Consider the following 19,303-nt stretch of genomic DNA (forward strand, 5'->3'; position numbering starts at 1 on the left):
GCAGCAGCCCGCTTTGGGCACATCTCACACCTGGCCCAGCAACGGCTCCCCCAGGTAGCCGCCTTCGCGCGCCCCGGGCAGGATCGCATACAGGCCCGACCCCACCGGCTTCAGCCAGGTGTTCAGCGCATCCGCGGCAGCCAGCCGGTGCTGCACCGGAATGAAGCTGGTGGCCGGGTCGCGCTGGTAGCTGGCGAACAGCAACCCCGAAGCCGGACCGTCGAAGTTGTAGCCCCGACGGTGCATGGCCTCATCCGCGCTGGCTGGTTTGGCCAGCGCCACATGGGCGTTGGCCGCGATCGCCGGGAGCCCCAGCTCATTGGCCGCGGCCAGGTCCACCGGGTCATCCACGCTGGTGCCCGACAACGGTGCGCCGTCGGCCTGCCGGCGGCCCAGTGCATGGTCCCGTCCGGCGGCATCCACCTCGTCCCAGCCATCCAGGTCCATCTCGAACCTGCGCAGCGCCAGGGTGGTCCCGTTCTCGATCCAGCCCGGCTGGCCGAACACCGCGCTCTCGCGCAGTTCTCCGCCGGGGTTGTTGATCCCGTCGAGCTGGCCGAACAGGTTGCGGAAACCGTGCGCGCCGGGGCTGATGAACCCGGTTTGGGCAAAGCGCCTGGCGCCCAGCCCGCGCAGGTTCTTTGACACCGCCCGCAGCGCATGGTGCAGCACGGTCTTCTCCTGCGCGCAGAACTGGATCAGCAGATCGCTCTGCCCGAACTGCTCCTTGAGCTGGTCCCCGGCGAAGTGCGGCAGCGTGCCGATCTGCCCGTGCCCGGCCACATCCAGCAGGCTCTGACCGAGCCCTACGGTCAGCGTCAGCTCGCACCCGGGCTGCGCCATTTCCGGTTCGGTGTCGGCCAGCACCCCGCGGCCGCTGGCCAGCCGGGCCGCATCATCGGTGATCATCTGCAGCACCGCGCGCAGCTGGTCCTTCTTGGAGCCTTCGCGCCAGTGCAGATCCCACCCGGCGAATACCGCGTGCGCCTGTTGGCCGTCGAGGATCCCCGACTGGTACTTCCCGTAGAACGGGCGGTACCCCTGTGGGCCAGCGGTGGCCGCTGGCGCCGGCGTGCTGAGCTTGCCGGTGCCGAACCCGGTGAGCATCCCGCCCAGCGCGGCGGCCGCGGTGGTGCCCAGCAGCACCCGGCGGTCGACGCTAGTGCCCGGCATGCTCATCCCCGGCATGCTCGTCGTAGCTTTCCTTGGCCCCGTCGAAGTTGCGGATCGGGAAGTCCACCTCGGTGCTCGACCCGTCGGCGAATTCCAGGTTCAGCCTCGCCGTTTGGGAGGCCACCAGCGGCTTTTGCAGGTCAATGAACATCAGGTGGTTGCCGCCCGGTGCCAGCACGGCGTCCTTCCCGGGTTCGATCACCAGGTCCCCTTCGAGCTGCGCCATCGTCATCTCGTTGCCGGTGCCGCGCATTTCGTGGATCTGGATCTGATCGCCCTGTGCATTGCTGATCTTGTGCAGCGCAATCGGGGCGCCAGAATTGTTGTGCAGGACACCGAAGGCCGCGCTCATGCCGGACTCGGCGGCCTTGGCCCAGGTCTCGCTGGCGGTGAGCGCTTCGGCTTGCCGGGTGGTTTTCTGTTCGGTGGCCGGTCCAGGCTGCTGCCCGTCGGCGCTCTGCGCGCAGCCGGTGAGCAGCAGTCCAAGGCCCAGGGCCAGTGCAGTGGTTTTGCGGAAATTCATGTTCTCAAGCTTTCGGGTTCGGTGTGCAGGCGCGCCAAAGGCAGCGGTGGCCTTGGGCGCACCGGAAGGGTGGGAGCTACTTGGACTGGCGCATGAACTTGGCAAGCACGCCCAGCGCGCCGCCGAGGATGACCACGCCGATGATGACCCAGATAACCGGGCTCATCGAGCTGCCCAGATCCTGGACCGGGGTATTGCCTGGTTCCCCGTCAGCGGACCCTGCAGATTCGCTTGGCGCGGCCGGCTCGCTCGAGCTGACCAGGGTTGGCGCGGCCTGCGGCGCCTCGACGCTGAAACCGATCTTGTTCTCGATCGGGTGTCCGTCAGAGGACACCACGCGGTAGGCCAGCTGGTACTCGCCATTGCCCAATTCCTTGGCCGGGGTGACGATGACCTTGGTGCCCTTGGTCTTGGCCTCGGTGTCGATCTTTTCCCCATCGAGGGTCAGCGAGACCACGGTGGAGTCCACGCCGGATAGGCTCTGGAGCACGCCGGAGAATTCAAGGGTGATTTCTTCCGGCGCTTCCTGGACGGTGGCCCCGGCTTCCGGGGTGGAGCCAACCAGCTGGTCGTGCGCGCTGGCGGCACCGATCGAGCTGGCAAAGGCCAGCAAGGAGAACGCCAGTACGGCGATCAGGCGGGAGATATTCTTGGTTACTACGCTCATGATGTTCCTTCCAAGCCCCTTTCGGGGCGCTTCGATTCTTTACTCAGGCAGCAAGAATGAAGCAGGGAGGACCGCGTCGCTCCGGCAGCCTTCCCAATTGCGCCAGCTTGAGTTGGAAACGCAACGGGAAGTAGGCACGAAGCGGCCGGGCGGCAGGTGCCTGCACGCGAATGCGCGCGAGGATCCGCCGGGCCGTTGAAAGGGTGAGGCAGCCGCCCAAGGCCTTGAGCAGGCGTTCGCCGCCGTTGAGCACCAGAACGCTGGCGATCGCGGCCAGCACGTGGGCGTAGAGCATCGATTCGGTATGCACGTGGGCGTACTGCGCGGTGATGTCCGCCGCCAGCTCTAAATTGCGCCCCGCATGGTGCGCGTGTTCCAGGCCGGAAAGATCGCCTCCCCGGTGGCTCATCACCGACAGGCTCAGGTGGTAGAGCCCCTGGCTGAGCAGCACGACCAGGCTGGTGGCCCACAAGGAGAACTTCCTGCCAACCAGTACGACGCTGATTGCTGCGGAGACGCAGGTAATGAGCACCATGGCCACCACCGACAGCGCGGTGGGCGCGCTGTGGGCGTGCGCGGCAAAGGCTGTCCAGGTGCACACGCTAGCCGCCAACCAGCCGCGGATAACGCGGTGTGCGGGTTTCTGTGACACGGTGGGCAGCCATTCTTCGTGGAGTTCTACAATCAAGGCTGATTCTACGCGAAGTAGAAGAACGCCTCAAACGGTGCTCGATAAAGCAGAAGGCCCGATCCTGCCTACCGGATTTCTCCGGAGCGGGTCGGGCCTTGCGCAAAGCTCTAGCGGAAGCTTACTTCTTGGCTACAGCAGCCTTCAGCTTCGAACCAGCGGTCAGCTTGACCGAGTGGCCAGCAGGAATCTGGATTGCTTCACCGGTCTGTGGGTTGCGGCCGGTGCGAGCTGCACGATCGGTGCGCTCCACAGCCAACCAACCTGGGATCGACACCTTCTCACCCTTGGAAATCTGGTCGACGAAAACCTCGAAGACTGCATCCAGAACACCATTAACGGCAACCTGGGAGTTTTCGGTCTTCGCTGCAACAGCAGCAACAAGTTCGCTACGGTTCATAGCCAATGTATGGTCCTCCTGGACTAGTGATCCAAAGCCCTCTTCCGGGCCCCGAACGCCGCACGGTCGCACGGACTTATCAGTGAGAACATATCAAACGTTTTGCCCCGAAACACCGGAAAACAGGCGGAAAACCGGGATTTTTTCAACTAATTGCAGATTTCTTGGCTCAACGGCACCATTTTTGGGTTCAATGAAGGCTTTTGCAACGTTCCTTAACGCCGCAAGGCCCGCCAATCCGAGAACGGATAGCGGGCCTTGGGCAAAGCTCTATCGGAAGCTTACTTCTTGGCTACAGCAGCCTTCAGCTTCGAACCAGCGGTCAGCTTGACCGAGTGGCCAGCAGGAATCTGGATTGCTTCACCGGTCTGTGGGTTGCGGCCGGTGCGAGCTGCACGATCGGTGCGCTCCACAGCCAACCAACCTGGGATCGACACCTTCTCACCCTTGGAAATCTGGTCGACGAAAACCTCGAAGACTGCATCCAGAACACCATTAACGGCAACCTGGGAGTTTTCGGTCTTCGCTGCAACAGCAGCAACAAGTTCGCTACGGTTCATAGCCAATGTATGGTCCTCCTGGACTAGTGATCCAAAGCCCTCTTCCGGGCCCCGAACGCCGCACGGTCGCACGGACTTATCAAGAGTTGAACTTACCAGCTGACGGCGACAAAAAGTGCATCAGCTTGCGGATTCTGCTGAATTTTTAGCTAAATCAAGGGTGTGAAAGTTCACCCGGGACCTACAGCGCGAACGGATCGAGCCCCTCGTTTGCCTCCACGAAGAGTTCCCAGGCTTTACTTTGCAGCTCCTTGCCGCGCGTCGCTTTCCCCGGGCTGGCCAGTGCCGTTGGACCCTTCGCGAGGTACTTCGGCCCCAAGTAGCTGCCTCTCGGCGCGTCATCGAGTTCCGGCGCTAAGGCCGCTTCGACCAATGCCACCGCACCTTCGTGTTTGCCCTGCGCGAAACTGGACTGCAATTGGCCGATCAGCCGCTTGGCATAGTCCGGTTCGTTGATGTTGGGCACCTGCGGGGACAGCCCGGACAGCGAATACCCCGGGTGGATCGCCAGCGCACGAGCTGGCAATTCCAGCTGCCGCAGCCGGTGATCCAAGGCCAGGGTGAAGGCCTGCACTGCCGCCTTGGACTGCACGTAGGCGCGGTATGGGTGGTAGTCGCGGGTCAAGGCCAGGTTCAACGGATCGGTGGCCAGCATTCGGGTGGACATCGACCCCAACCCGATGAACCGCAGCGGCTGGGCGAAGCGTTCGGCTAGTTCGCTGACCAATCGCGCGTGCCCGATGAAGTTGGTGCTCATCGTCTGCTCGTGGCCCAGCAGGCCCTCTACGCGGCTCTGCGGCGCCCGGATGACCCCGGCGTTGGCGATCAGCGCATCCAGTGGCCGATTGCGCAGCTCTGCTGCCAGTCCCATGGCCGATTCCATGCGTGAGGAGTCGTACTGCATGAATTCCACGCGGGCCGCCGGTACGCGCAGCCGAATCTGCTCCATGGCATGCTCTGCGCGGCTCTGGTTGCGGCAGGCCAGGATGACTTGCGCACCGGCCTGCGCCAAGCCGAGGCTTGCGAAGAAGCCAAGCCCGCTATTCGCGCCGGTCACCACAACGGTCTTGTCCTGGCCTAGCGGCGCCCACCGCTGCCGGTTCGCATAGATGTCAGTTGCGGGTCTCGGATAGGGCGTCGCTGGCTTCATGGGTTACACGCTACTACAGGGATAGTGCTCGAATGCTGGTGGGACATGGCCGCTTATGGCAACCGCCAGCCACCTCGCAGCCGCTCCCGGGGCCCTCGAACCTTGGCAAGCCGCCCGAACCCGAAGGGAATGATTTTATCTCCCCAGCTCCCCCCATGAAATGCTTCGGAAAGTCTTCAATCGCGTTGCCGGGCTCAGGCCCTCGGTGGGATCATTGGGAGATGAAGCACAGCGAGGATGCCGCACTGAATGCGGCCCGGTACAAGATGAAGCAGGACCACGAGCCGCTGCCTGTGGACGAGTATGCGCAGGCCACCGGCATGGCTTCGGTAGCAGAGCCGAAAACGCCGTTGCAGATCTACGCGCAGGATGAGGCGTGGGAGGTGGCCAACTCCGTGCTCGATGAGGCTTTCGCCCGCGGGGACTTCGACAACCTTGCCCTCTCGGAGCAGAAGATCGACCATCTCACCAGCAATGACGATCCGGACTGGTGGCTCAAATCGATGATGCGCCGCGAGCAGATCACCGGTCTGGGTCCCCCGGCCCTGACCTTGCGGGTGGAGGACGAGCAGATGGAGCAGACCCTGGATCGCCTGCCCACCGAACGGGCGGTGCGCGAGCACATCGAGGATTTTAATCAGCGGATTATCGAGGCCCGGCGCCAGCTGCTCGGTGGCCCTCCGGTGGTCACGGCCCTTCGTGACGCCACCGCTGAGGTGCTGGCCTGGCAGCAGCGCCGCGCCAGCGTGACCGAGCCCGACCCTGCCGCCCCGGCCAAGCGCCGTTGGTGGCAGCGCAAGAACTAGTGCTTAACGGCGAAAGCCGCCTCCCCCGAAGGGAAGGCGGCTTTCGCTAAGCCAAATGACTTGCAGGTCTTACCAGGAAGACTTGGTGATGCCCGGAAGCTCACCACGGTGTGCCATGTCGCGGAAGCGAACACGGGAGATACCGAACTTCTGGAAGGTGCCGCGTGGGCGACCGTCGATTGCGTCGCGGTTGCGAACGCGGATCGGGGAAGCGTCGCGTGGAAGCTTCTGCAGGCCTACGCGTGCAGCTTCGCGAGCTTCGTCGGTTGCGTTTGGATCAACCAGGGTCTTCTTCAATTCGAGACGCTTTGCAGCGTAACGCTCGACAATGACCTTGCGCTGTTCGTTCTTTGCGATCTTGGACTTCTTGGCCATGTCTTAGCGCTCCTCTCGGAATTCAACGTGCTTACGGACGACTGGGTCGTACTTCTTCATGACCATGCGGTCAGGGTTGTTACGACGGTTCTTACGGGTTACGTAAGTGAAACCGGTTCCAGCGGTGGACTTCAGCTTGATGATCGGACGTACGTCCTTATCCTTCTTTGCCATTTTTAGAGCTTCACACCCTTCGCAATCAGGTCAGCAATAACAGCGTCGATACCGCGAGCATCGATTACCTTGATGCCCTTGACCGACAGGGTCAGGGTCACCTTACGGCGCAGGGAAGGCACGTAGTAGGTCTTCTTCTGGATGTTCGGATCGAAACGACGCTTGTTGCGACGGTGCGAGTGGGAGATGCTATGTCCGAAGGCCGGAGTAGTACCGGTTACCTGGCAAACAGCTGCCATGATCACTCCTCAGTTAGTTAGTAGTAAAATTCGGCGGTACTCGCGCACAGTGCCCATACCAAAATATCGACACCGCTTGATGCGTTATGAGTCCCGCCAACCAGTGAAACACCGTTAATACTGCACACTAGGAAGGTAACCAGGCTGGGTGAGAACCAACCGAAGAGCCTTAAAGTATGTAAGTCGGTGAACTTCGCAACCGGTCGAGCAATTTCCCCGTACTCAGTTGGTCACGATATTCGGTATTACGGGCAACGCGCAGTTGTTCTGCTGTTAGACGGCATAACAACACACGCGATTAACGCCTGATTAGCTTATCGAGAATTCCTCAGTGTTCCAAATCGAGCTTTTCAGAATTCAGTATCCAATGATCCGCGTCAAGCGAAGTTGTAATCTTCCTTGCGATCCGCGTGAGATCGTTAACGTCCTTGTCATCGAGGGTATCGAAGAGAAGTCCGCGCACCGAGGCAACGTGATGAGGCGCCATTTGCTGCACAGCTTCCCATCCGGCCTGCGTTAATGAGGCGATTTTCACACGGGCATCTTCTGCGGACTGCTCGCGGATAACCCAGCCGCGCTTCTCCAGCTTCTTCACCACATGCGACAGTCGCGAAAGCGAGGCACTGGTGTGCGAAGCCAGGGTCGTCATCGTCAGCTGATGATCCTTGGCCTCGGAAAGCATGGCGAGCATGTGGTAATCGAAAAGCGTGATGCCTTCCAGGCCCTGCAGATCGGAATCCAGGGCAGCCGGAAGCAAAGTCATGACAGCATGTAGTCCAAGCCAGGCGTCGCGTTCAGGCCCAGAGAGCCAAACCGGCTTATCGCTCATGAAGTTTCCAATCATTTATAGACCTGCACTTACAGGTCAGCAAGGTATCAACCTGTAGACCATATATTGTAAAGCTAAGTATTTACTATATGCCAGATGCCCATATTCCAGCGCTCTGCCAATATTTCATTCCGCCAGCCACCTTAATGGCCCCGATCGCGGCTGCTTCTTGCAGCCAACGATCCTGCTATGAACTGGAAGAACAGCGATCCGCCGACGCGAATAGCCAGATGCCGTCCCCAGTCCAAGAACATGCAATTCCAAGCGGGTGCAAGGTGCCAGCTGGGTAACGCTCATGCTAGTGACTTTCCCGGTCTTTGACTAGCGGGCAAGCCGGCAACGCGAAAGGCCCGCGCTGAAGAGCGCGGGCCATTGGCACTTAGGAATTTTCCAGCTGTTTCTTCTTGCGGTAGCTGATCACCTGTCCGATGACCACCACGAGCAGCGCCAGAATGAACATCGCCGAACCAATCACGTTCGCCTGGGCCGGGATGCCACGGGTAGCAGCCACGTAGATGAACTTCGGGAAGGTCTGGAAGGTGCCGGAGTTGAAGTTCGTGATGATGAAATCGTCGAAACTCATCGCGAAGGACAACAGCGCGGCGGCCACAATGCCTGGCAGCAGCAACGGGAACGTCACCTTCCAGAAGGCCGTACGCGGCGAGGCATAGAGATCGGCGGCCGCTTCTTCCAGTCGCGGATCCAGCGAGGAAACGCGCGCCCTGACGGTGACGATCACGAAGGACATGCAGAACACGATGTGGGCGATCACGATGGTGGCGTAGCCCAGTTCCCAACCGAGGTTCAGGAACTGTGCCAGCAGCGAGGCGCCGAGCACCACCTCGGGCGTAGCCAACGGCAAAATGATCAGCACATCGGTGAGCTTACGGAAACGGAACTTGTAGCGGACCAGCCCGATGGCGATCAGCGTGCCCAAGGCGGTGGCGGCAATGGTGGCCACCGTGCCGACCTGCAGCGAGTGCACCAGCGATTCGCAGACCGCCGGAGCGCCGCAGGGGTTCTGCCAGTTCTCCAGGGTGAAGCCGCGCCAGTCCAGGTTGGTGCGGCCGGCATCGTTGAAGGAGAACACGAAGATGTAAGCGATCGGGACCAAGAGGTAGATGAAGGCCAGCCCGCCAACAGCGGGGATGAACCAGCGTCCAATTTTCTGCTTCATGCTACATCAGCTCCTCGGTGCCGAAGCGGCGGATATAGATCGTGACCAGGATCAGGATCGAGACCATCAGCACGAAGCTCAGGGCCGAGGCCCCGGGGTAATCGATGACCTTGAAGAATCTGGAATCGATCACCTGGCCGATCATCGTCGTATTGCGGTTATTGCCCAGCAGGGCCGCGTTGACGTAGTCGCCGGCGGCCGGGATGAATGTCAGCAGGGTGCCGGCGAAGACGCCCGGTGCGCTCATCGGCAGCGTCACCTTGAAGAACGAGGTCATCGGGCTGGCGTACAGATCCCCCGAGGCTTCGAGCAGGCGGGTGTCCAGCCGGCCCAGGTTCGCGTAGATGGGCAGCACCATGAAGGGCAGGAAGTTATAGGTCAGGCCCGCGACCACTGCCAGCGGGGTGGCTGTCAGGTGCCCGTCAGCTGGCAGGATCGCCAGGAATTTCAGCGTTTGGGCGATGAACCCCTCATCGGCCAGGATCTGCTTCCAGGCCTGGGTGCGCAGGATGAAGCTGGAGAAGAACGGGGCGATCAGCAGCACCAGCAAGATGCCCTGCAGCAGCGTCTTCTCGCGCAAGCGGACCGCCACCAGATAGGCCATCGGGAAGCCGATGAGCAAGGCGAGGACGGTGGCGATCAGCGCGAAGCCGAAGGAGCGCAGCAGCTCGGGCCAATAGGCAGCAAGCACCGTGGCGTAGTTGCCGATTTCGAAGCCCGGCACGAATTCGCCGATTTCCCCGCCTTCGGGCTTCACATACAGGCTCATTGCCAGCAGGACAATCACCGGAAGCGCGAAGAACAGGGCGAGCACCAGCATGCCCGGGGCGATCAGGTAGACACCGGTGCGGCCCTTGCGCCGCTCCGCCCTGATTTCCTCGGCACTGCGCAGATCGGCGATGCCCTTCTTGGTGATCACCGTCATGGCTGGTCAACTCCGTCGTCCTCGTGCTCGGCACCGGCCAGGCCAAAGGAATGCTGCGCATCCCAAGACAGGTGCACGGTGTCGCCTTCGGCCGCCGGTTGCTGGCCGCGGTTCTGCGCGAAGGTTCCCAGGGTGCCGATCCCGTCCACCTCGACCAGGTATTCGGTGGTGGTGCCGGTGAAGGACACGTCGATCACGGTGCCGGTCAAGCGGTTCTCCCCCGCATACCCGTCGCGCGAGATCGAAATCTTCTCCGGGCGCACCCCGACGACCACTTCCCCTGCAGTCTGCACGGCGCGGTCGGCCGGCAGCAAGATGGTTTGGCCGTTGACCGTGACGCTGAGCATGCCGGCCTCATTGCCGCTTACCGTGCCGCGCATCAGGTTGGACTTGCCCAGGAAGTTAGCGACGAACGCGGTCTTGGGCAGTTCGTAGAGTTCGCGCGGCGGGCCCATCTGCTCGATCCGTCCGCCATTCATCACCGCGACCACGTCGGCCATGGTCATGGCCTCTTCCTGGTCGTGGGTGACGTGGATGAAGGTCAGGCCCACTTCGGTCTGGATGTTCTTCAGCTCCAGCTGCATTTGGCGGCGCAGCTTCATGTCCAGTGCACCGAGGGGCTCATCGAGCAGCAGCACCTGCGGGCGGTTGACCAGCGCTCGAGCCAAGGCCACGCGCTGCTGCTGCCCGCCCGAGAGCTGGATCGGCTTGCGATTGGCAAGGTGGCCGAGCTCCACCAAATCCAGCCCGGCCCTGGCTTTCTCCATCGCCTGCTTGTCCTTCTTGCGCTTGAGCCCGAAGGCCACGTTTTCCAGCACGCTCATGTGCGGGAACAGCGCATAGGACTGGAACACGGTGTTCACCGGACGCTGGTGGCTGGCCAGTGCGGTCACCTCCTGGCCGCCGATCGAGATGCTGCCCTCGCTTGGGGCTTCAAGGCCCGCGATCATGCGCAGGGTGGTCGACTTGCCGCAACCCGACGGTCCGAGCAGGGCGAAGAAGGTGCCCGAAGGGACCACCAAATCCAGGTCCTTGACCGCCACGAAGCTGGAAAAGCGCTTGGTGATGCCCGACAGGTGCAGATCCGCACCCGTGGCAGTGGTTTCGGTACGCGTTGCCAAGGTTGTCATGCCCTTATCACTTCCTGGAACTGGTTCTGGAAATCGGTTTCTGCTGCCGGTAAAACACGTTCGGAGGTTGCCCGCTTCAAGAAGTCCCTGGAGCTGGCCGGGCCCGCAGATCCGGCAGGTGCCGAACGGCGCGGGGCCTGGGCGGCACCGATGCCTGGGAGAGGGCGCTGGCGTTGGTAGATGATGGCTCGTTGGCGAGTCATGGTGTTCCTTGCTTTCTAGGCGCCGATTGCACTCTGGAATTCAGAGTTCAACGTGGTCTCTTCATCCGCTTCCAGCGAGCGGAATACATGTGCCTTGGCCAGGTCCTCATCGGTCGGGAAGATCAGCGGGTTGCCGACCAGTTCCGGGTCGATCTTTTCCATTTCTTCCTGGGCGCCGACCACCGGGCAGATGAAGTTCACGTAGGCTGCCACCTGCGCGGCGACGGCCGGGTCGTAGTAGAAGTCCATGAGCTTCTCGGCGTTGGCCTTGCGCGGCGAGGCGACCGGGACCATCAGGTTGTCGCTCCACAGGGTGCCTCCGGCCTCGGGGATCACGAACTCCCACTGGTCATCGTTCTCGAAGTTCATCTGCACGATATCCCCGGACCAGACGATGCCGGCGATCGCGTCGCCCGAGATGAAGTCCTCCTTGTAGGAGTTGCCCTTGACCTGGCGGATCTGGCCGTTGCCGATGTTCTCGCGCAGCACGTCGGTAGCGGCGCCGAATTCGCTTTCGCCCCATTGGCCGGCGATGTCCACGCCGTTTTGCATCATCAGCAGGCCGATGGTGTCGCGCATTTCATCTAGCACGGTGACGCGGCCCTTGAGCTTTGGATCCCAGAGGTCCTCGACGGATTCCAGGCCCTTCGGGAACGCCTTCTTGTTCCAGGCGATGCCGGCGTAGCCGGACTGCCAGGTCAGCGAGTGCTTGCGTCCCGGGTCGAAGTCCACGTCCTTCAGGTTGGGCAGCAGGTTGGCCGAGTTGGGAATGTTCGCCAGGTCCAGTTCTTGGGCGTAGCCCTGGCGGATCATGCGCCCGGCCATCCAGTCGGTCATCGTGATGACGTCCTGGCCGATGTCCTGGCCTGCCTTGAGCTGGCCCTGCACTTTGCCGTAGTAGGTGTCGTTGCCGTCGATATCCTCGCGGTAGTTCACCTTGATGCCGGTCTTCTTGGTGAACGCATCCAGGGTCGGATAGGTCTTCTTCTCGTCGTCGTAATCCAGGTACAGGGTCCAGTTGGCCCAGTTCACGGTGGGGTCGGTTTCGGAAATGTCCTTGATCGACGGCGCGGCTTTGGTGCCGCTTCCTCCGGTGCCGCAGGCTGCGAGCAGCCCGGTCAGGCCCAATGCGCCGGCGGCGGAAAGCACCGTGCGGCGCGAGTAGCTGCGCTGGCTCATGGCCTGGACCAGTGCGCGGACTTGGGGGTCTTGCGGAAGTCGGCGTTGCGAGTGCGACATGGCTGGAATCCTAACGACGAATGTGATCGGCCACACATAAAAGTGTTGTCGTTCATCCTGCCAGCAATGCACAGGTCCAACAAGACCTGGACGCAAGTTTCCTTGTAAAAATTAGGTTACGAAAACTGAAAACTTTCAAAAATACCCCTTTCGCAACTGAATCAGTGACGGTAGGGTCTGTGGAAAGTCCCTTAGACCTAGGAGGTCGATATGACGCTGCCCTCGCATACGGCACAGGCCATTGATGAAATTTCCAAGGAGATCATCGAGCAGCTGCAGGAAGATGGGCGGCGCTCCTATGCCGCCATCGGCAAGGCAGTGGGCCTGAGCGAAGCGGCTGTGCGCCAGCGCGTGCAGAAGCTGGTCGAGAGCCGCGTCGTGCAAATCGTCGCAGTCACCAACCCGCTGGAATTGGGCTTCACCCGCCAGGCAATGATCGGCGTCGTCGCCGCCAGCGACATCAGCGGCACCGCCGACCGGATCGCCGAGCTTCCGGAAGTCGACTACTGCGTGGTCACCGCCGGCAGCTCGGACATCCTCGCCGAGGTCATCTGCTCGAACGATGAGGACCTGCTGCGCGTGATCGGAACGATCCGCGGGCTCGAAGGCGTGGTCAGCACCAATACGTACACCTACCTTTCACTCAAAAAACAGGAATACAACTGGGGAACACGATGAACACACCACGTGGTACCGATCGCCAGCAAGCCGCTCGCGATCACCTTTGGATGCATATGGCCCGGCACTCCGGAATTTCCAACGGCGGGCATGTTCCGATCATCTCGCGCGGCGAGGGGCACAAGATCTACGACGATGCCGGACGCGAATACATCGACGGCCTGGCCGGGCTGTTCGTGGTCAATGCCGGGCACGGGCGCGCCGAACTGGCCGAAGCCATGGCCAAACAGGCCGAGAAACTGGCATTCATGCCGCTGTGGTCCTACGCCCACGAACCGGCGATCGACCTGGCTGAGCGCCTGGCCAGCTATGCGCCGGGCGACTTGAACCGCGTCTTCTTCACCACCGGCGGCGGCGAGGCGGTCGAATCCGCCTTCAAGCTGGCCAAGCAGCACTTCAAGATGAAGGGCAAGCCGGGCAAGACCAAGGTCATTTCCCGCGCCCTGGCCTACCACGGCACCCCGCAGGGGGCCTTGGCCATCACCTCGCTGCCGGATATGAAGACCCCGTTCGAGCCGCTGGTGCCCGGCACCTTCCGCGTGCCGAACACCAACTTCTACCGCGCACCGGAAATGTTCGCGGAAAACGAGAAGGACTTCGGGCTGTGGGCCGCGGAGCGCATCCGCGAAGCCATCGAATTCGAAGGCGCCGACACGGTGGCCGCGGTCTTCCTGGAGCCGGTGCAGAACTCCGGCGGCTGCTTCCCGCCACCACCGGGGTACTTCGACCGGGTGCGCGAGATCTGCGACGAGTACGACGTACTGCTGGTTTCCGACGAGACCATCTGCGCGTTCGGCCGCATCGGCTCGATGTTCGCCTGCAACGACTTCGGCTACGTCCCGGACATCATCACCTCGGCAAAGGCGCTGACCAGCGGCTACGTCCCGCTGGGCGTGATGGTCGTTTCCGACAAGCTGTTCGAGCCGTTCACCAAGGGCGATACCACCTTCTACCACGGCTACACCTTCGGCGGGCATCCGGTGGCGGCCGCGGTGGCGATGGCGAACCTGGACATCTTCGAACGCGAAGGCTTGAACGAGAACGTCAAGAACAACGCTGACGCGTTCAAGTCCACGCTGTCCAAGCTCACCGATCTGGATATCGTCGGCGATGTGCGTGGCGCCGGCTACTTCTACGGGATCGAGCTGGTCAAGGACAAGGCGACCAAGGAAACCTTCAGCGATGCCGAGTCCGAGCGCCTGCTGCGCGGGTATCTCTCCCCGGCCCTGTGGGAGGCGGGATTGTATTGCCGCGCCGATGACCGTGGCGACCCGGTCATCCAGCTGGCTCCGCCGATCACCATCGGGCAGCCGGAGTTCGACCAGATCGAATCCATCCTGCGCACCGTGCTGAAGGAAGCGGCCAGCAAGATCTAGCGCCACGAAGGCTCGCAGGCACCGCCTGCGAGCCTTTGTCGCAAGTCAGAGCGTGTTACTTCACGAAGCTGCACGCAATTGGTGCTTTGTGGCATAGGCCACTAGTCTGAGGTCATTAGACGATCAAGATCGCCTTTTGGAAGATTGCAGGAACCTCATGACTTTGGAACCGACCAGAATCAGGCTGGCACGCGAACGTGCAGCGCTGAGCCGGTCCGCCTTGGCCGCTTCGCTGGGTATTTGCGAGCGCGAACTTGCCCGTGCTCCCGAGGATCTTTCCCTTGCACTGGCCGATGCGCTGGGCTGCGCGCCGCAGTTCTTCCGGCTTCCCGCGACCCAGGGCATCGACACCGAACGGATCTTCTTCCGCTCCCCGCGCCGCACCAGCACCGCGCAGAAGGTCGCCGCCGCCGCGCTGGGCCGCAACGGCGTGGAACTCTACAGTCTGATCACGCGGAACTTCCGGCTCCCGCACACCGAGATCCCCCAGCTGTGCGGCTTCACTCCGGAAGATGCCGCTGCGCAATTGCGCACCGAATGGGATCTGGGATGCGGCGCGCTGCCCGATCTGCTGCATCTGCTCGAATCCCACGGGGTGCGGGTGCTGAGCCTGCCGGCCTCGCACGAAGCGGTCAAGACCTTCAGCTTCTGGGAAGACGGGCAGGCATTCATCTTCCTGGCCGCCGGCAGCCGCAATGCACAGCGCCTGGCGATGGCCCACGAGCTGGGGCATCTGCTGATGCACTCCTCGCTGGGCGAGAACCGCGAGCAGATTGCCGCCGCGGAACGCGAAGCTGATGATTTCGCGGCACGCTTGATCCTGCCCTCCCTGTCCCTGCAGGTGCGGGTCTCCGATTCCCTGCAGATCCCGCAGCTGCTGGCACTCCAGGAACAGTTCGGGGCACCGGCCCAGGTGATCCTCGCGCATTCGCGTGCCCGCGGCTTGCTGGGCGAAGGCACCTACCGGTGGTTGTCCCAGGAGCTGGCGCTGGAACCGGACCAGGAGCACCAGCAGCTGATTTCCCGGGTCTTCTCCCTGGTCTTCCCCTCCCTGCAGCGCGATCATCGGGCCAGCACGGCACGGATCGCCCGCGAATTAGGGCAAACGGCCTCGCAGATTCACGAGTTGACCTTTGGGCAGGCGTTCGTGCTGCTTGAAGGCGAGAACCTGCACGACGCCGGCCAGGCGATCCGCGGCCACCTGCACGCGCTCTAGCAACCCCGCGGTTTCGGGGCTACGCTGGTGCCACCAGGCGATGGCGCCGCGGCCGATCGCCGAGCCAAAGGGGATCGCCATGCAAATCAACGCCGACAAATCCAGGCAAATCGCCGAGGAGTCCCGCGAGCGGTTCGACCGGGCCAGCTTCGCCAAGGGCCTGTACATGGGGTCCGTGGACTTCTCGCTGATCGAGCCGCTGCCCGGCGACCTGCATCCAGAACGCGGCCAGAAGTTCCTGCCGCAGCTCGAAGCGGTCCTCGATGGCATCGACCCGGAACGCATCGAAGCCAAGGCGCGCATCCCCGACGAATATATTGCGCAGTTGCGCCGCATCGGCGCCTTCGGCATGAAGATCCCGATCGAATACGGCGGGCTGGGGCTGAGCCTGCTGGACTACGGCCGGGCGCTGATGCGGGTCGGCGTGGTCTGTCCCGCCCTCGGCGCGCTGCTCTCGGCCCACCAGTCCATTGGCGTCCCCGAGCCGGTGAAGTCCTTCGGCACCGAGGAGCAAAAACGCGAATACCTGCCGCGCTGCGCGGCCGGAGCCATCAGCGCCTTCCTGCTCACCGAGAACGATGTCGGCTCCGACCCGGCCCGGTTGGGCACCACGGCCCGGCTCAGCGACGACGGCAGCCACTACATCCTGGATGGCGCGAAGCTGTGGACCACCAACGGGGTGGTCGCCGAGCTGCTGGTGGTGATGGCCGCAGTGCAGCCGCATGAGGCCGTGGGCGGCGAGCCAGCAGGTCGCGGCGGAATCACCGCCTTCATTGTCGAGGCCGATACCGCGGGCATCATCGTCGAGAACCGCAACCAGTTCATGGGCCTGCGCGGAATCGAGAACGGGGTGACCCGGTTCCGCTCGGTCCGCGTGCCGGCGGCCAACCGCCTGGACAAGGAAGGCTCAGGGCTGAAGATCGCGCTGAGCACCTTGAATACCGGGCGCCTGTCCATCCCGGCCATGTGCGCCGGGGCCGGCAAATGGTCCACGAAGATCGCCCGGGAATGGTCTGCGGCCCGCGTGCAGTGGGGCCACCCGGTCGGCAAGCACCAAGCCATCGCCAGCAAGCTCGCCTACATCGCGGCCAGCAGCTATGCGCTGGAAGCGGTGTTCGAGGTTTCCGCCCGGCTAGCCGATGCCGGCATGAAGGATATTCGCATCGAAGCGGCGCTGGCCAAGCTCTGGGCTTCGGAGGTTGCCTGCACGATCGCCGATGAGCTGCTGCAGATTCGCGGAGGCCGCGGATTCGAGACCGCGCAGTCGCAGGCGGTGCGCGGCGAGCGCGCGGTCCCGGTCGAACAGATGCTGCGCGATCTGCGCATCAACCGCATCTTCGAGGGCTCCACCGAAATCATGCACCTGCTGATTGCCCGCGAGGCGGTGGATACCCACCTGCAGGCTGCCGGGGATCTGGCTCGTGCCGGGTCTAGCATGGAGGAAAAGGCCCGTGCCGCGGCAGCCGCCTCGGGGTTCTATGCCCGTTGGCTGCCCAAGCTTGCGGTGGGCGCAGGTTCGGTTCCGAATTCCTATTCCGAGCACGGCGCGTTGGCCAAGCACCTGCGCTACGTGGAGCGGACCTCGCGGCGGCTGGCTCGCCAGACGTTCGCCGGGATGGCGCGCTGGCAGGCCGGCATGGAAAAGCAGCAGGTCTTTCTGGGCCATATCGTGGATATCGGCGCGGAGCTGTTCGCCATGTCCGCGGTGATTGCCAAGACCACCGCGTTGCCGGATTCCCCGGCTGGACAGCGCAACTCGGCGCAGAGCCTGGCCCTGGCCTTCTGCGAGCAGGCTGCCCAACGCTGCGAGGAGCATTTCGACAGGCTCTGGAAGAACACCACGGGTACCGATGGGCGGCTTGCCGCAGACCTGCTGGACGGGAAGTTCCAGTGGCTGGAACAAGATGTCCGCGATGTATCGACAGGCACCGGAGAGTGGATCGCCCAGTGGTCGGATGAAGTTCGCGAGGATGTGCGCTGGCCGTACGGGCAGGAAGCTTAGGGCTGGGCTATTTCGACGTCCAGCAATCCCGCACGCCACTTCACTGTGGTCTCCTCCGCCAACGCTTCAGCCTCCAACGCTTCAGCCGGAGTCATGAAATAGGTGTTGATCCGCAACTTCTGCTCCGGATCCAACTCCGGCGGCAGCAGCACCATCGGCCGGCTCCCAAGGATCTTCACCGCATGGAACAACCCGCAGTGCCGGGCGGTGTGGTGGATCAGGCAATTCAAGACCGCGGACTTGATATCCGTACGCCCGCCCTTTTCCCACGGATCCAGATGATCCGCCTCGCACCGCTGCGCAGGCATGCTGCACCCGGGATAGGAACAGCCTCGATAGGCTGCCCTCAGGGCTCGGACTTGGGCCTTGGTGAATAGCCGCTGCGTTCGTCCGAGATCCAGGGGCAGGCTCTTGCCGTTCAACACCACCGGAAGAATCCCCGCATTGCACAAAGCTGTCCTGGCCTCGCCCGGGGAGAGCAAGATCCCCGAGGACGTCACCGCGAAATCCCCGGTTTGCTGCCGCAGCTTCTCCCAATCCAAGATGACGCTCACCTGCGCGCCGGCAAGCCCCGGCTGCTGGTCCGGCGGACTCCCGCCGGGTTGCCGATCGCTCATCAGCAAAGCCATGAAACCAACAAGCCGCCGCCGCTCGGGCTTCAGGTCTTCCCACTCAGCAGTCGCCGGCTTCGCTTCATTGACAGCTTCTTCCGGCGGTAATTCATCATCGTCGGAGTGGAGATCCTCTACTTCTGGGTGGAATCCTTCTTCCGGCGGGTGATCCTCGATGTCCTCGGACGTCTCGTCATCCGGTCTGTCTTTCGCCCAATCGGGTTTGCTGTCCTCATCATCCCATTCGCTGGCCTCCTCACCGGTGAACTGGGCATCAAGGTCCTTCAAGCCCTGGCGGTTGCCGGCAACGGTGGCAGGATTATCCAAATTCGCGAAATACGCCTCGATATAGGCCGAATGCGAGGGAAGAACCCGAACGAGGTATTCGACAAACCCCTTGCGCACCCCGCGCTTGAAGATCCCGATCCCGTCCAGCAACGCCTTCAGCGGACGCTTGCCAGCCTTGACCTGCGCGACCAGATCGTTGATGTGCTTGCGCGCCGACTTCGGCTCCGAACGCAGGAAAGCCGCGGATTCAGCCTGGAGCAGCGCCTTCTTCTCGTCCGCGGCCTGGCCCTCGCCCAGGTCCTTGCGGAGAGAATGCAGCTTCATGGCCGCCGAGGCCACCAGCCGCGGATCAATGCCCGGGTCCTCGAACTGCACGGCAAGTTCCGGCAGCCACGGCTCCGTCGCCTGTCCTGCCTCGTCCACGCCGCCGAGCAGGCAGTCGGCCTGCACCAGGCGGGCGGCGGCGGTGCTGCGGGGAATATCCAGCCAGCCGGTCATCAGGCCCTGGGCATCCTTGAAATGCGTGCGCCCCGTGATGGTGCTGCCCTTCGCGGCTTCGATGTGCTCCACGGTGGGGTCGGGCCCGAGATCGGCGATGGCTTGGAAGGAGGCCTGGTCCAGCTTGTGGGCGCCGGTGCGGCGCAGGAGATCTGCCGCATGGACCTGGGCGCGGGCCAGTTCCCGGGACAACTGTTCGGCGAGCATCGCGAAGCAGGCGGCGTGGCCGGCCGGGACTTCCCCAGACAGGGCTGCGGTGGCCGTGGCGACCATCCGGGCCGCCTGGGCCAGGTCCTTGAGTGCTTGCGTTGTGGTGGTGCTCATGGGAAACAGCATGCGCCCGGAACAGCCGGTCCGAGACGCGCCACGGCAAAAT

At 62.9% G+C, this 19,303-nt stretch carries 22 protein-coding genes; 5 read left to right on the plus strand and 17 right to left on the minus strand.

The features are described from left to right. Positions 1 to 24 precede the first annotated feature (24 nt). The 7 genes from ACRDT3_RS12015 to ACRDT3_RS12045 all read right to left on the minus strand — a co-directional run bounded on the left by ACRDT3_RS12015 (position 25) and on the right by ACRDT3_RS12045 (position 5,161). A complete protein-coding gene (locus ACRDT3_RS12015) occupies positions 25 to 1,173 on the minus strand; it encodes a Dyp-type peroxidase (RefSeq protein ID WP_431493198.1) in 1,149 nt (382 codons plus the stop codon). Continuing rightward, a complete protein-coding gene (locus ACRDT3_RS12020) occupies positions 1,160 to 1,696 on the minus strand; it encodes a copper chaperone PCu(A)C (RefSeq protein ID WP_431493199.1) in 537 nt (178 codons plus the stop codon). The genes ACRDT3_RS12015 and ACRDT3_RS12020 overlap by 14 nt, the downstream gene beginning before the upstream one ends. A 76-nt stretch (positions 1,697 to 1,772) precedes the next feature. Beyond that, positions 1,773 to 2,363: a copper resistance CopC family protein gene (locus ACRDT3_RS12025; RefSeq protein WP_431493200.1), complete on the minus strand. Its 591-nt coding sequence runs from the start codon at positions 2,361 to 2,363 to the stop codon at positions 1,773 to 1,775. Between the two features lie 43 nt (positions 2,364 to 2,406). Beyond that, positions 2,407 to 3,015 (minus strand): hypothetical protein, encoded by a 609-nt coding sequence (locus ACRDT3_RS12030; protein ID WP_431493201.1) that lies wholly within the window; start codon positions 3,013 to 3,015, stop codon positions 2,407 to 2,409. 157 nt (positions 3,016 to 3,172) lie between these two features. Further along, positions 3,173 to 3,457, minus strand: coding sequence for an HU family DNA-binding protein (locus tag ACRDT3_RS12035; RefSeq protein ID WP_013349906.1), 285 nt, complete (start codon positions 3,455 to 3,457; stop codon positions 3,173 to 3,175). A gap of 275 nt (positions 3,458 to 3,732) precedes the next feature. Next, positions 3,733 to 4,017 (minus strand): HU family DNA-binding protein, encoded by a 285-nt coding sequence (locus ACRDT3_RS12040; RefSeq protein ID WP_013349906.1) that lies wholly within the window; start codon positions 4,015 to 4,017, stop codon positions 3,733 to 3,735. A gap of 175 nt (positions 4,018 to 4,192) precedes the next feature. Next, positions 4,193 to 5,161, minus strand: coding sequence for an SDR family NAD(P)-dependent oxidoreductase (locus ACRDT3_RS12045; protein WP_431493202.1), 969 nt, complete (start codon positions 5,159 to 5,161; stop codon positions 4,193 to 4,195). Positions 5,162 to 5,382: 221 nt separating this feature from the next. On the opposite strand from ACRDT3_RS12045, the gene ACRDT3_RS12050 reads away from it, so the two are divergent. Then, positions 5,383 to 5,967, plus strand: coding sequence for a DnaJ family domain-containing protein (locus ACRDT3_RS12050; RefSeq protein WP_431493203.1), 585 nt, complete (start codon positions 5,383 to 5,385; stop codon positions 5,965 to 5,967). A 69-nt stretch (positions 5,968 to 6,036) separates the two neighbouring features. On the opposite strand, the gene rpsN is transcribed toward ACRDT3_RS12050, so the two are convergent. From rpsN to ACRDT3_RS12095, 9 genes are all read right to left on the minus strand, one after another. Further along, entirely contained in the window at positions 6,037 to 6,342 is a 306-nt protein-coding gene (gene rpsN / locus ACRDT3_RS12055) for a 30S ribosomal protein S14 (RefSeq protein ID WP_013349909.1), read from the minus strand. A 3-nt stretch (positions 6,343 to 6,345) separates the two neighbouring features. Further along, a complete protein-coding gene (gene rpmG, locus ACRDT3_RS12060) occupies positions 6,346 to 6,516 on the minus strand; it encodes a 50S ribosomal protein L33 (RefSeq protein ID WP_013349910.1) in 171 nt (56 codons plus the stop codon). 2 nt (positions 6,517 to 6,518) lie between these two features. Next, positions 6,519 to 6,755, minus strand: a complete 237-nt coding sequence (rpmB, locus tag ACRDT3_RS12065; RefSeq protein WP_013349911.1) for a 50S ribosomal protein L28 — start codon at positions 6,753 to 6,755, stop codon at positions 6,519 to 6,521. Positions 6,756 to 7,083: 328 nt separating this feature from the next. Continuing rightward, on the minus strand, positions 7,084 to 7,584 hold the full coding sequence (locus ACRDT3_RS12070) for a MarR family winged helix-turn-helix transcriptional regulator (protein WP_431493204.1): 501 nt from the start codon (positions 7,582 to 7,584) through the stop codon (positions 7,084 to 7,086). A gap of 379 nt (positions 7,585 to 7,963) precedes the next feature. Continuing rightward, complete coding sequence (locus tag ACRDT3_RS12075) at positions 7,964 to 8,761, minus strand: ABC transporter permease (RefSeq protein ID WP_431493205.1); 798 nt, start codon at positions 8,759 to 8,761, stop codon at positions 7,964 to 7,966. A 1-nt stretch (position 8,762) separates the two neighbouring features. Further along, a complete protein-coding gene (locus tag ACRDT3_RS12080; protein ID WP_431493206.1) occupies positions 8,763 to 9,686 on the minus strand; it encodes an ABC transporter permease in 924 nt (307 codons plus the stop codon). Then, entirely contained in the window at positions 9,683 to 10,816 is a 1,134-nt protein-coding gene (locus tag ACRDT3_RS12085) for an ABC transporter ATP-binding protein (RefSeq protein ID WP_431493207.1), read from the minus strand. Before ACRDT3_RS12085 ends, ACRDT3_RS12080 begins: the two co-directional genes overlap by 4 nt. Further along, complete coding sequence (locus ACRDT3_RS12090; protein ID WP_431493208.1) at positions 10,813 to 11,019, minus strand: hypothetical protein; 207 nt, start codon at positions 11,017 to 11,019, stop codon at positions 10,813 to 10,815. Before ACRDT3_RS12090 ends, ACRDT3_RS12085 begins: the two co-directional genes overlap by 4 nt. 15 nt (positions 11,020 to 11,034) lie before the next feature. Beyond that, on the minus strand, positions 11,035 to 12,258 hold the full coding sequence (locus ACRDT3_RS12095) for an ABC transporter substrate-binding protein (protein ID WP_431493209.1): 1,224 nt from the start codon (positions 12,256 to 12,258) through the stop codon (positions 11,035 to 11,037). 210 nt (positions 12,259 to 12,468) lie between these two features. Between ACRDT3_RS12095 and ACRDT3_RS12100 the strand changes: the two genes are divergently transcribed. From ACRDT3_RS12100 to ACRDT3_RS12115, 4 genes are all read left to right on the plus strand, one after another. Continuing rightward, a complete protein-coding gene (locus ACRDT3_RS12100) occupies positions 12,469 to 12,936 on the plus strand; it encodes an Lrp/AsnC family transcriptional regulator (protein ID WP_105657044.1) in 468 nt (155 codons plus the stop codon). Continuing rightward, positions 12,933 to 14,312 (plus strand): aspartate aminotransferase family protein, encoded by a 1,380-nt coding sequence (locus ACRDT3_RS12105; RefSeq protein ID WP_431493210.1) that lies wholly within the window; start codon positions 12,933 to 12,935, stop codon positions 14,310 to 14,312. The genes ACRDT3_RS12100 and ACRDT3_RS12105 overlap by 4 nt, the downstream gene beginning before the upstream one ends. A 157-nt stretch (positions 14,313 to 14,469) precedes the next feature. After that, on the plus strand, positions 14,470 to 15,528 hold the full coding sequence (locus ACRDT3_RS12110) for an ImmA/IrrE family metallo-endopeptidase (protein ID WP_431493211.1): 1,059 nt from the start codon (positions 14,470 to 14,472) through the stop codon (positions 15,526 to 15,528). Between the two features lie 79 nt (positions 15,529 to 15,607). Further along, on the plus strand, positions 15,608 to 17,530 hold the full coding sequence (locus ACRDT3_RS12115) for an acyl-CoA dehydrogenase family protein (protein WP_431493212.1): 1,923 nt from the start codon (positions 15,608 to 15,610) through the stop codon (positions 17,528 to 17,530). Here ACRDT3_RS12115 and ACRDT3_RS12120 read toward each other — a convergent pair. Continuing rightward, positions 17,527 to 19,251, minus strand: a complete 1,725-nt coding sequence (locus ACRDT3_RS12120; RefSeq protein ID WP_431493213.1) for a DUF222 domain-containing protein — start codon at positions 19,249 to 19,251, stop codon at positions 17,527 to 17,529. The two genes, ACRDT3_RS12115 and ACRDT3_RS12120, sit on opposite strands and share 4 nt — an antisense overlap. Between the last annotated feature and the right edge of the window lie 52 nt (positions 19,252 to 19,303).

The sequence above is a fragment of the Glutamicibacter sp. genome (assembly GCF_050701915.1).
Lineage (GTDB): Bacteria > Actinomycetota > Actinomycetes > Actinomycetales > Micrococcaceae > Glutamicibacter.

Excerpts from the sequence above, each read along its gene's own strand:
- ACRDT3_RS12050 (WP_431493203.1), top strand. The coding sequence starts at position 5,383 with ATGAAGCACAGCGAGGATGCCGCACTGAATGCGGCCCGGTACAAGATG.
- ACRDT3_RS12080 (WP_431493206.1), bottom strand. The coding sequence starts at position 9,686 with ATGACGGTGATCACCAAGAAGGGCATCGCCGATCTGCGCAGTGCCGAG.
- ACRDT3_RS12045 (WP_431493202.1), bottom strand. The coding sequence starts at position 5,161 with ATGAAGCCAGCGACGCCCTATCCGAGACCCGCAACTGACATCTATGCG.
- ACRDT3_RS12100 (WP_105657044.1), top strand. The coding sequence starts at position 12,469 with ATGACGCTGCCCTCGCATACGGCACAGGCCATTGATGAAATTTCCAAG.
- ACRDT3_RS12025 (WP_431493200.1), bottom strand. The coding sequence starts at position 2,363 with ATGAGCGTAGTAACCAAGAATATCTCCCGCCTGATCGCCGTACTGGCG.
- ACRDT3_RS12095 (WP_431493209.1), bottom strand. The coding sequence starts at position 12,258 with ATGTCGCACTCGCAACGCCGACTTCCGCAAGACCCCCAAGTCCGCGCA.
- ACRDT3_RS12070 (WP_431493204.1), bottom strand. The coding sequence starts at position 7,584 with ATGAGCGATAAGCCGGTTTGGCTCTCTGGGCCTGAACGCGACGCCTGG.
- rpsN (WP_013349909.1), bottom strand. The coding sequence starts at position 6,342 with ATGGCCAAGAAGTCCAAGATCGCAAAGAACGAACAGCGCAAGGTCATT.
- rpmG (WP_013349910.1), bottom strand. The coding sequence starts at position 6,516 with ATGGCAAAGAAGGATAAGGACGTACGTCCGATCATCAAGCTGAAGTCC.
- ACRDT3_RS12015 (WP_431493198.1), bottom strand. The coding sequence starts at position 1,173 with ATGCCGGGCACTAGCGTCGACCGCCGGGTGCTGCTGGGCACCACCGCG.
- ACRDT3_RS12110 (WP_431493211.1), top strand. The coding sequence starts at position 14,470 with ATGACTTTGGAACCGACCAGAATCAGGCTGGCACGCGAACGTGCAGCG.
- ACRDT3_RS12085 (WP_431493207.1), bottom strand. The coding sequence starts at position 10,816 with ATGACAACCTTGGCAACGCGTACCGAAACCACTGCCACGGGTGCGGAT.
- ACRDT3_RS12090 (WP_431493208.1), bottom strand. The coding sequence starts at position 11,019 with ATGACTCGCCAACGAGCCATCATCTACCAACGCCAGCGCCCTCTCCCA.
- ACRDT3_RS12115 (WP_431493212.1), top strand. The coding sequence starts at position 15,608 with ATGCAAATCAACGCCGACAAATCCAGGCAAATCGCCGAGGAGTCCCGC.
- ACRDT3_RS12120 (WP_431493213.1), bottom strand. The coding sequence starts at position 19,251 with ATGAGCACCACCACAACGCAAGCACTCAAGGACCTGGCCCAGGCGGCC.
- ACRDT3_RS12020 (WP_431493199.1), bottom strand. The coding sequence starts at position 1,696 with ATGAATTTCCGCAAAACCACTGCACTGGCCCTGGGCCTTGGACTGCTG.
- rpmB (WP_013349911.1), bottom strand. The coding sequence starts at position 6,755 with ATGGCAGCTGTTTGCCAGGTAACCGGTACTACTCCGGCCTTCGGACAT.
- ACRDT3_RS12075 (WP_431493205.1), bottom strand. The coding sequence starts at position 8,761 with ATGAAGCAGAAAATTGGACGCTGGTTCATCCCCGCTGTTGGCGGGCTG.
- ACRDT3_RS12105 (WP_431493210.1), top strand. The coding sequence starts at position 12,933 with ATGAACACACCACGTGGTACCGATCGCCAGCAAGCCGCTCGCGATCAC.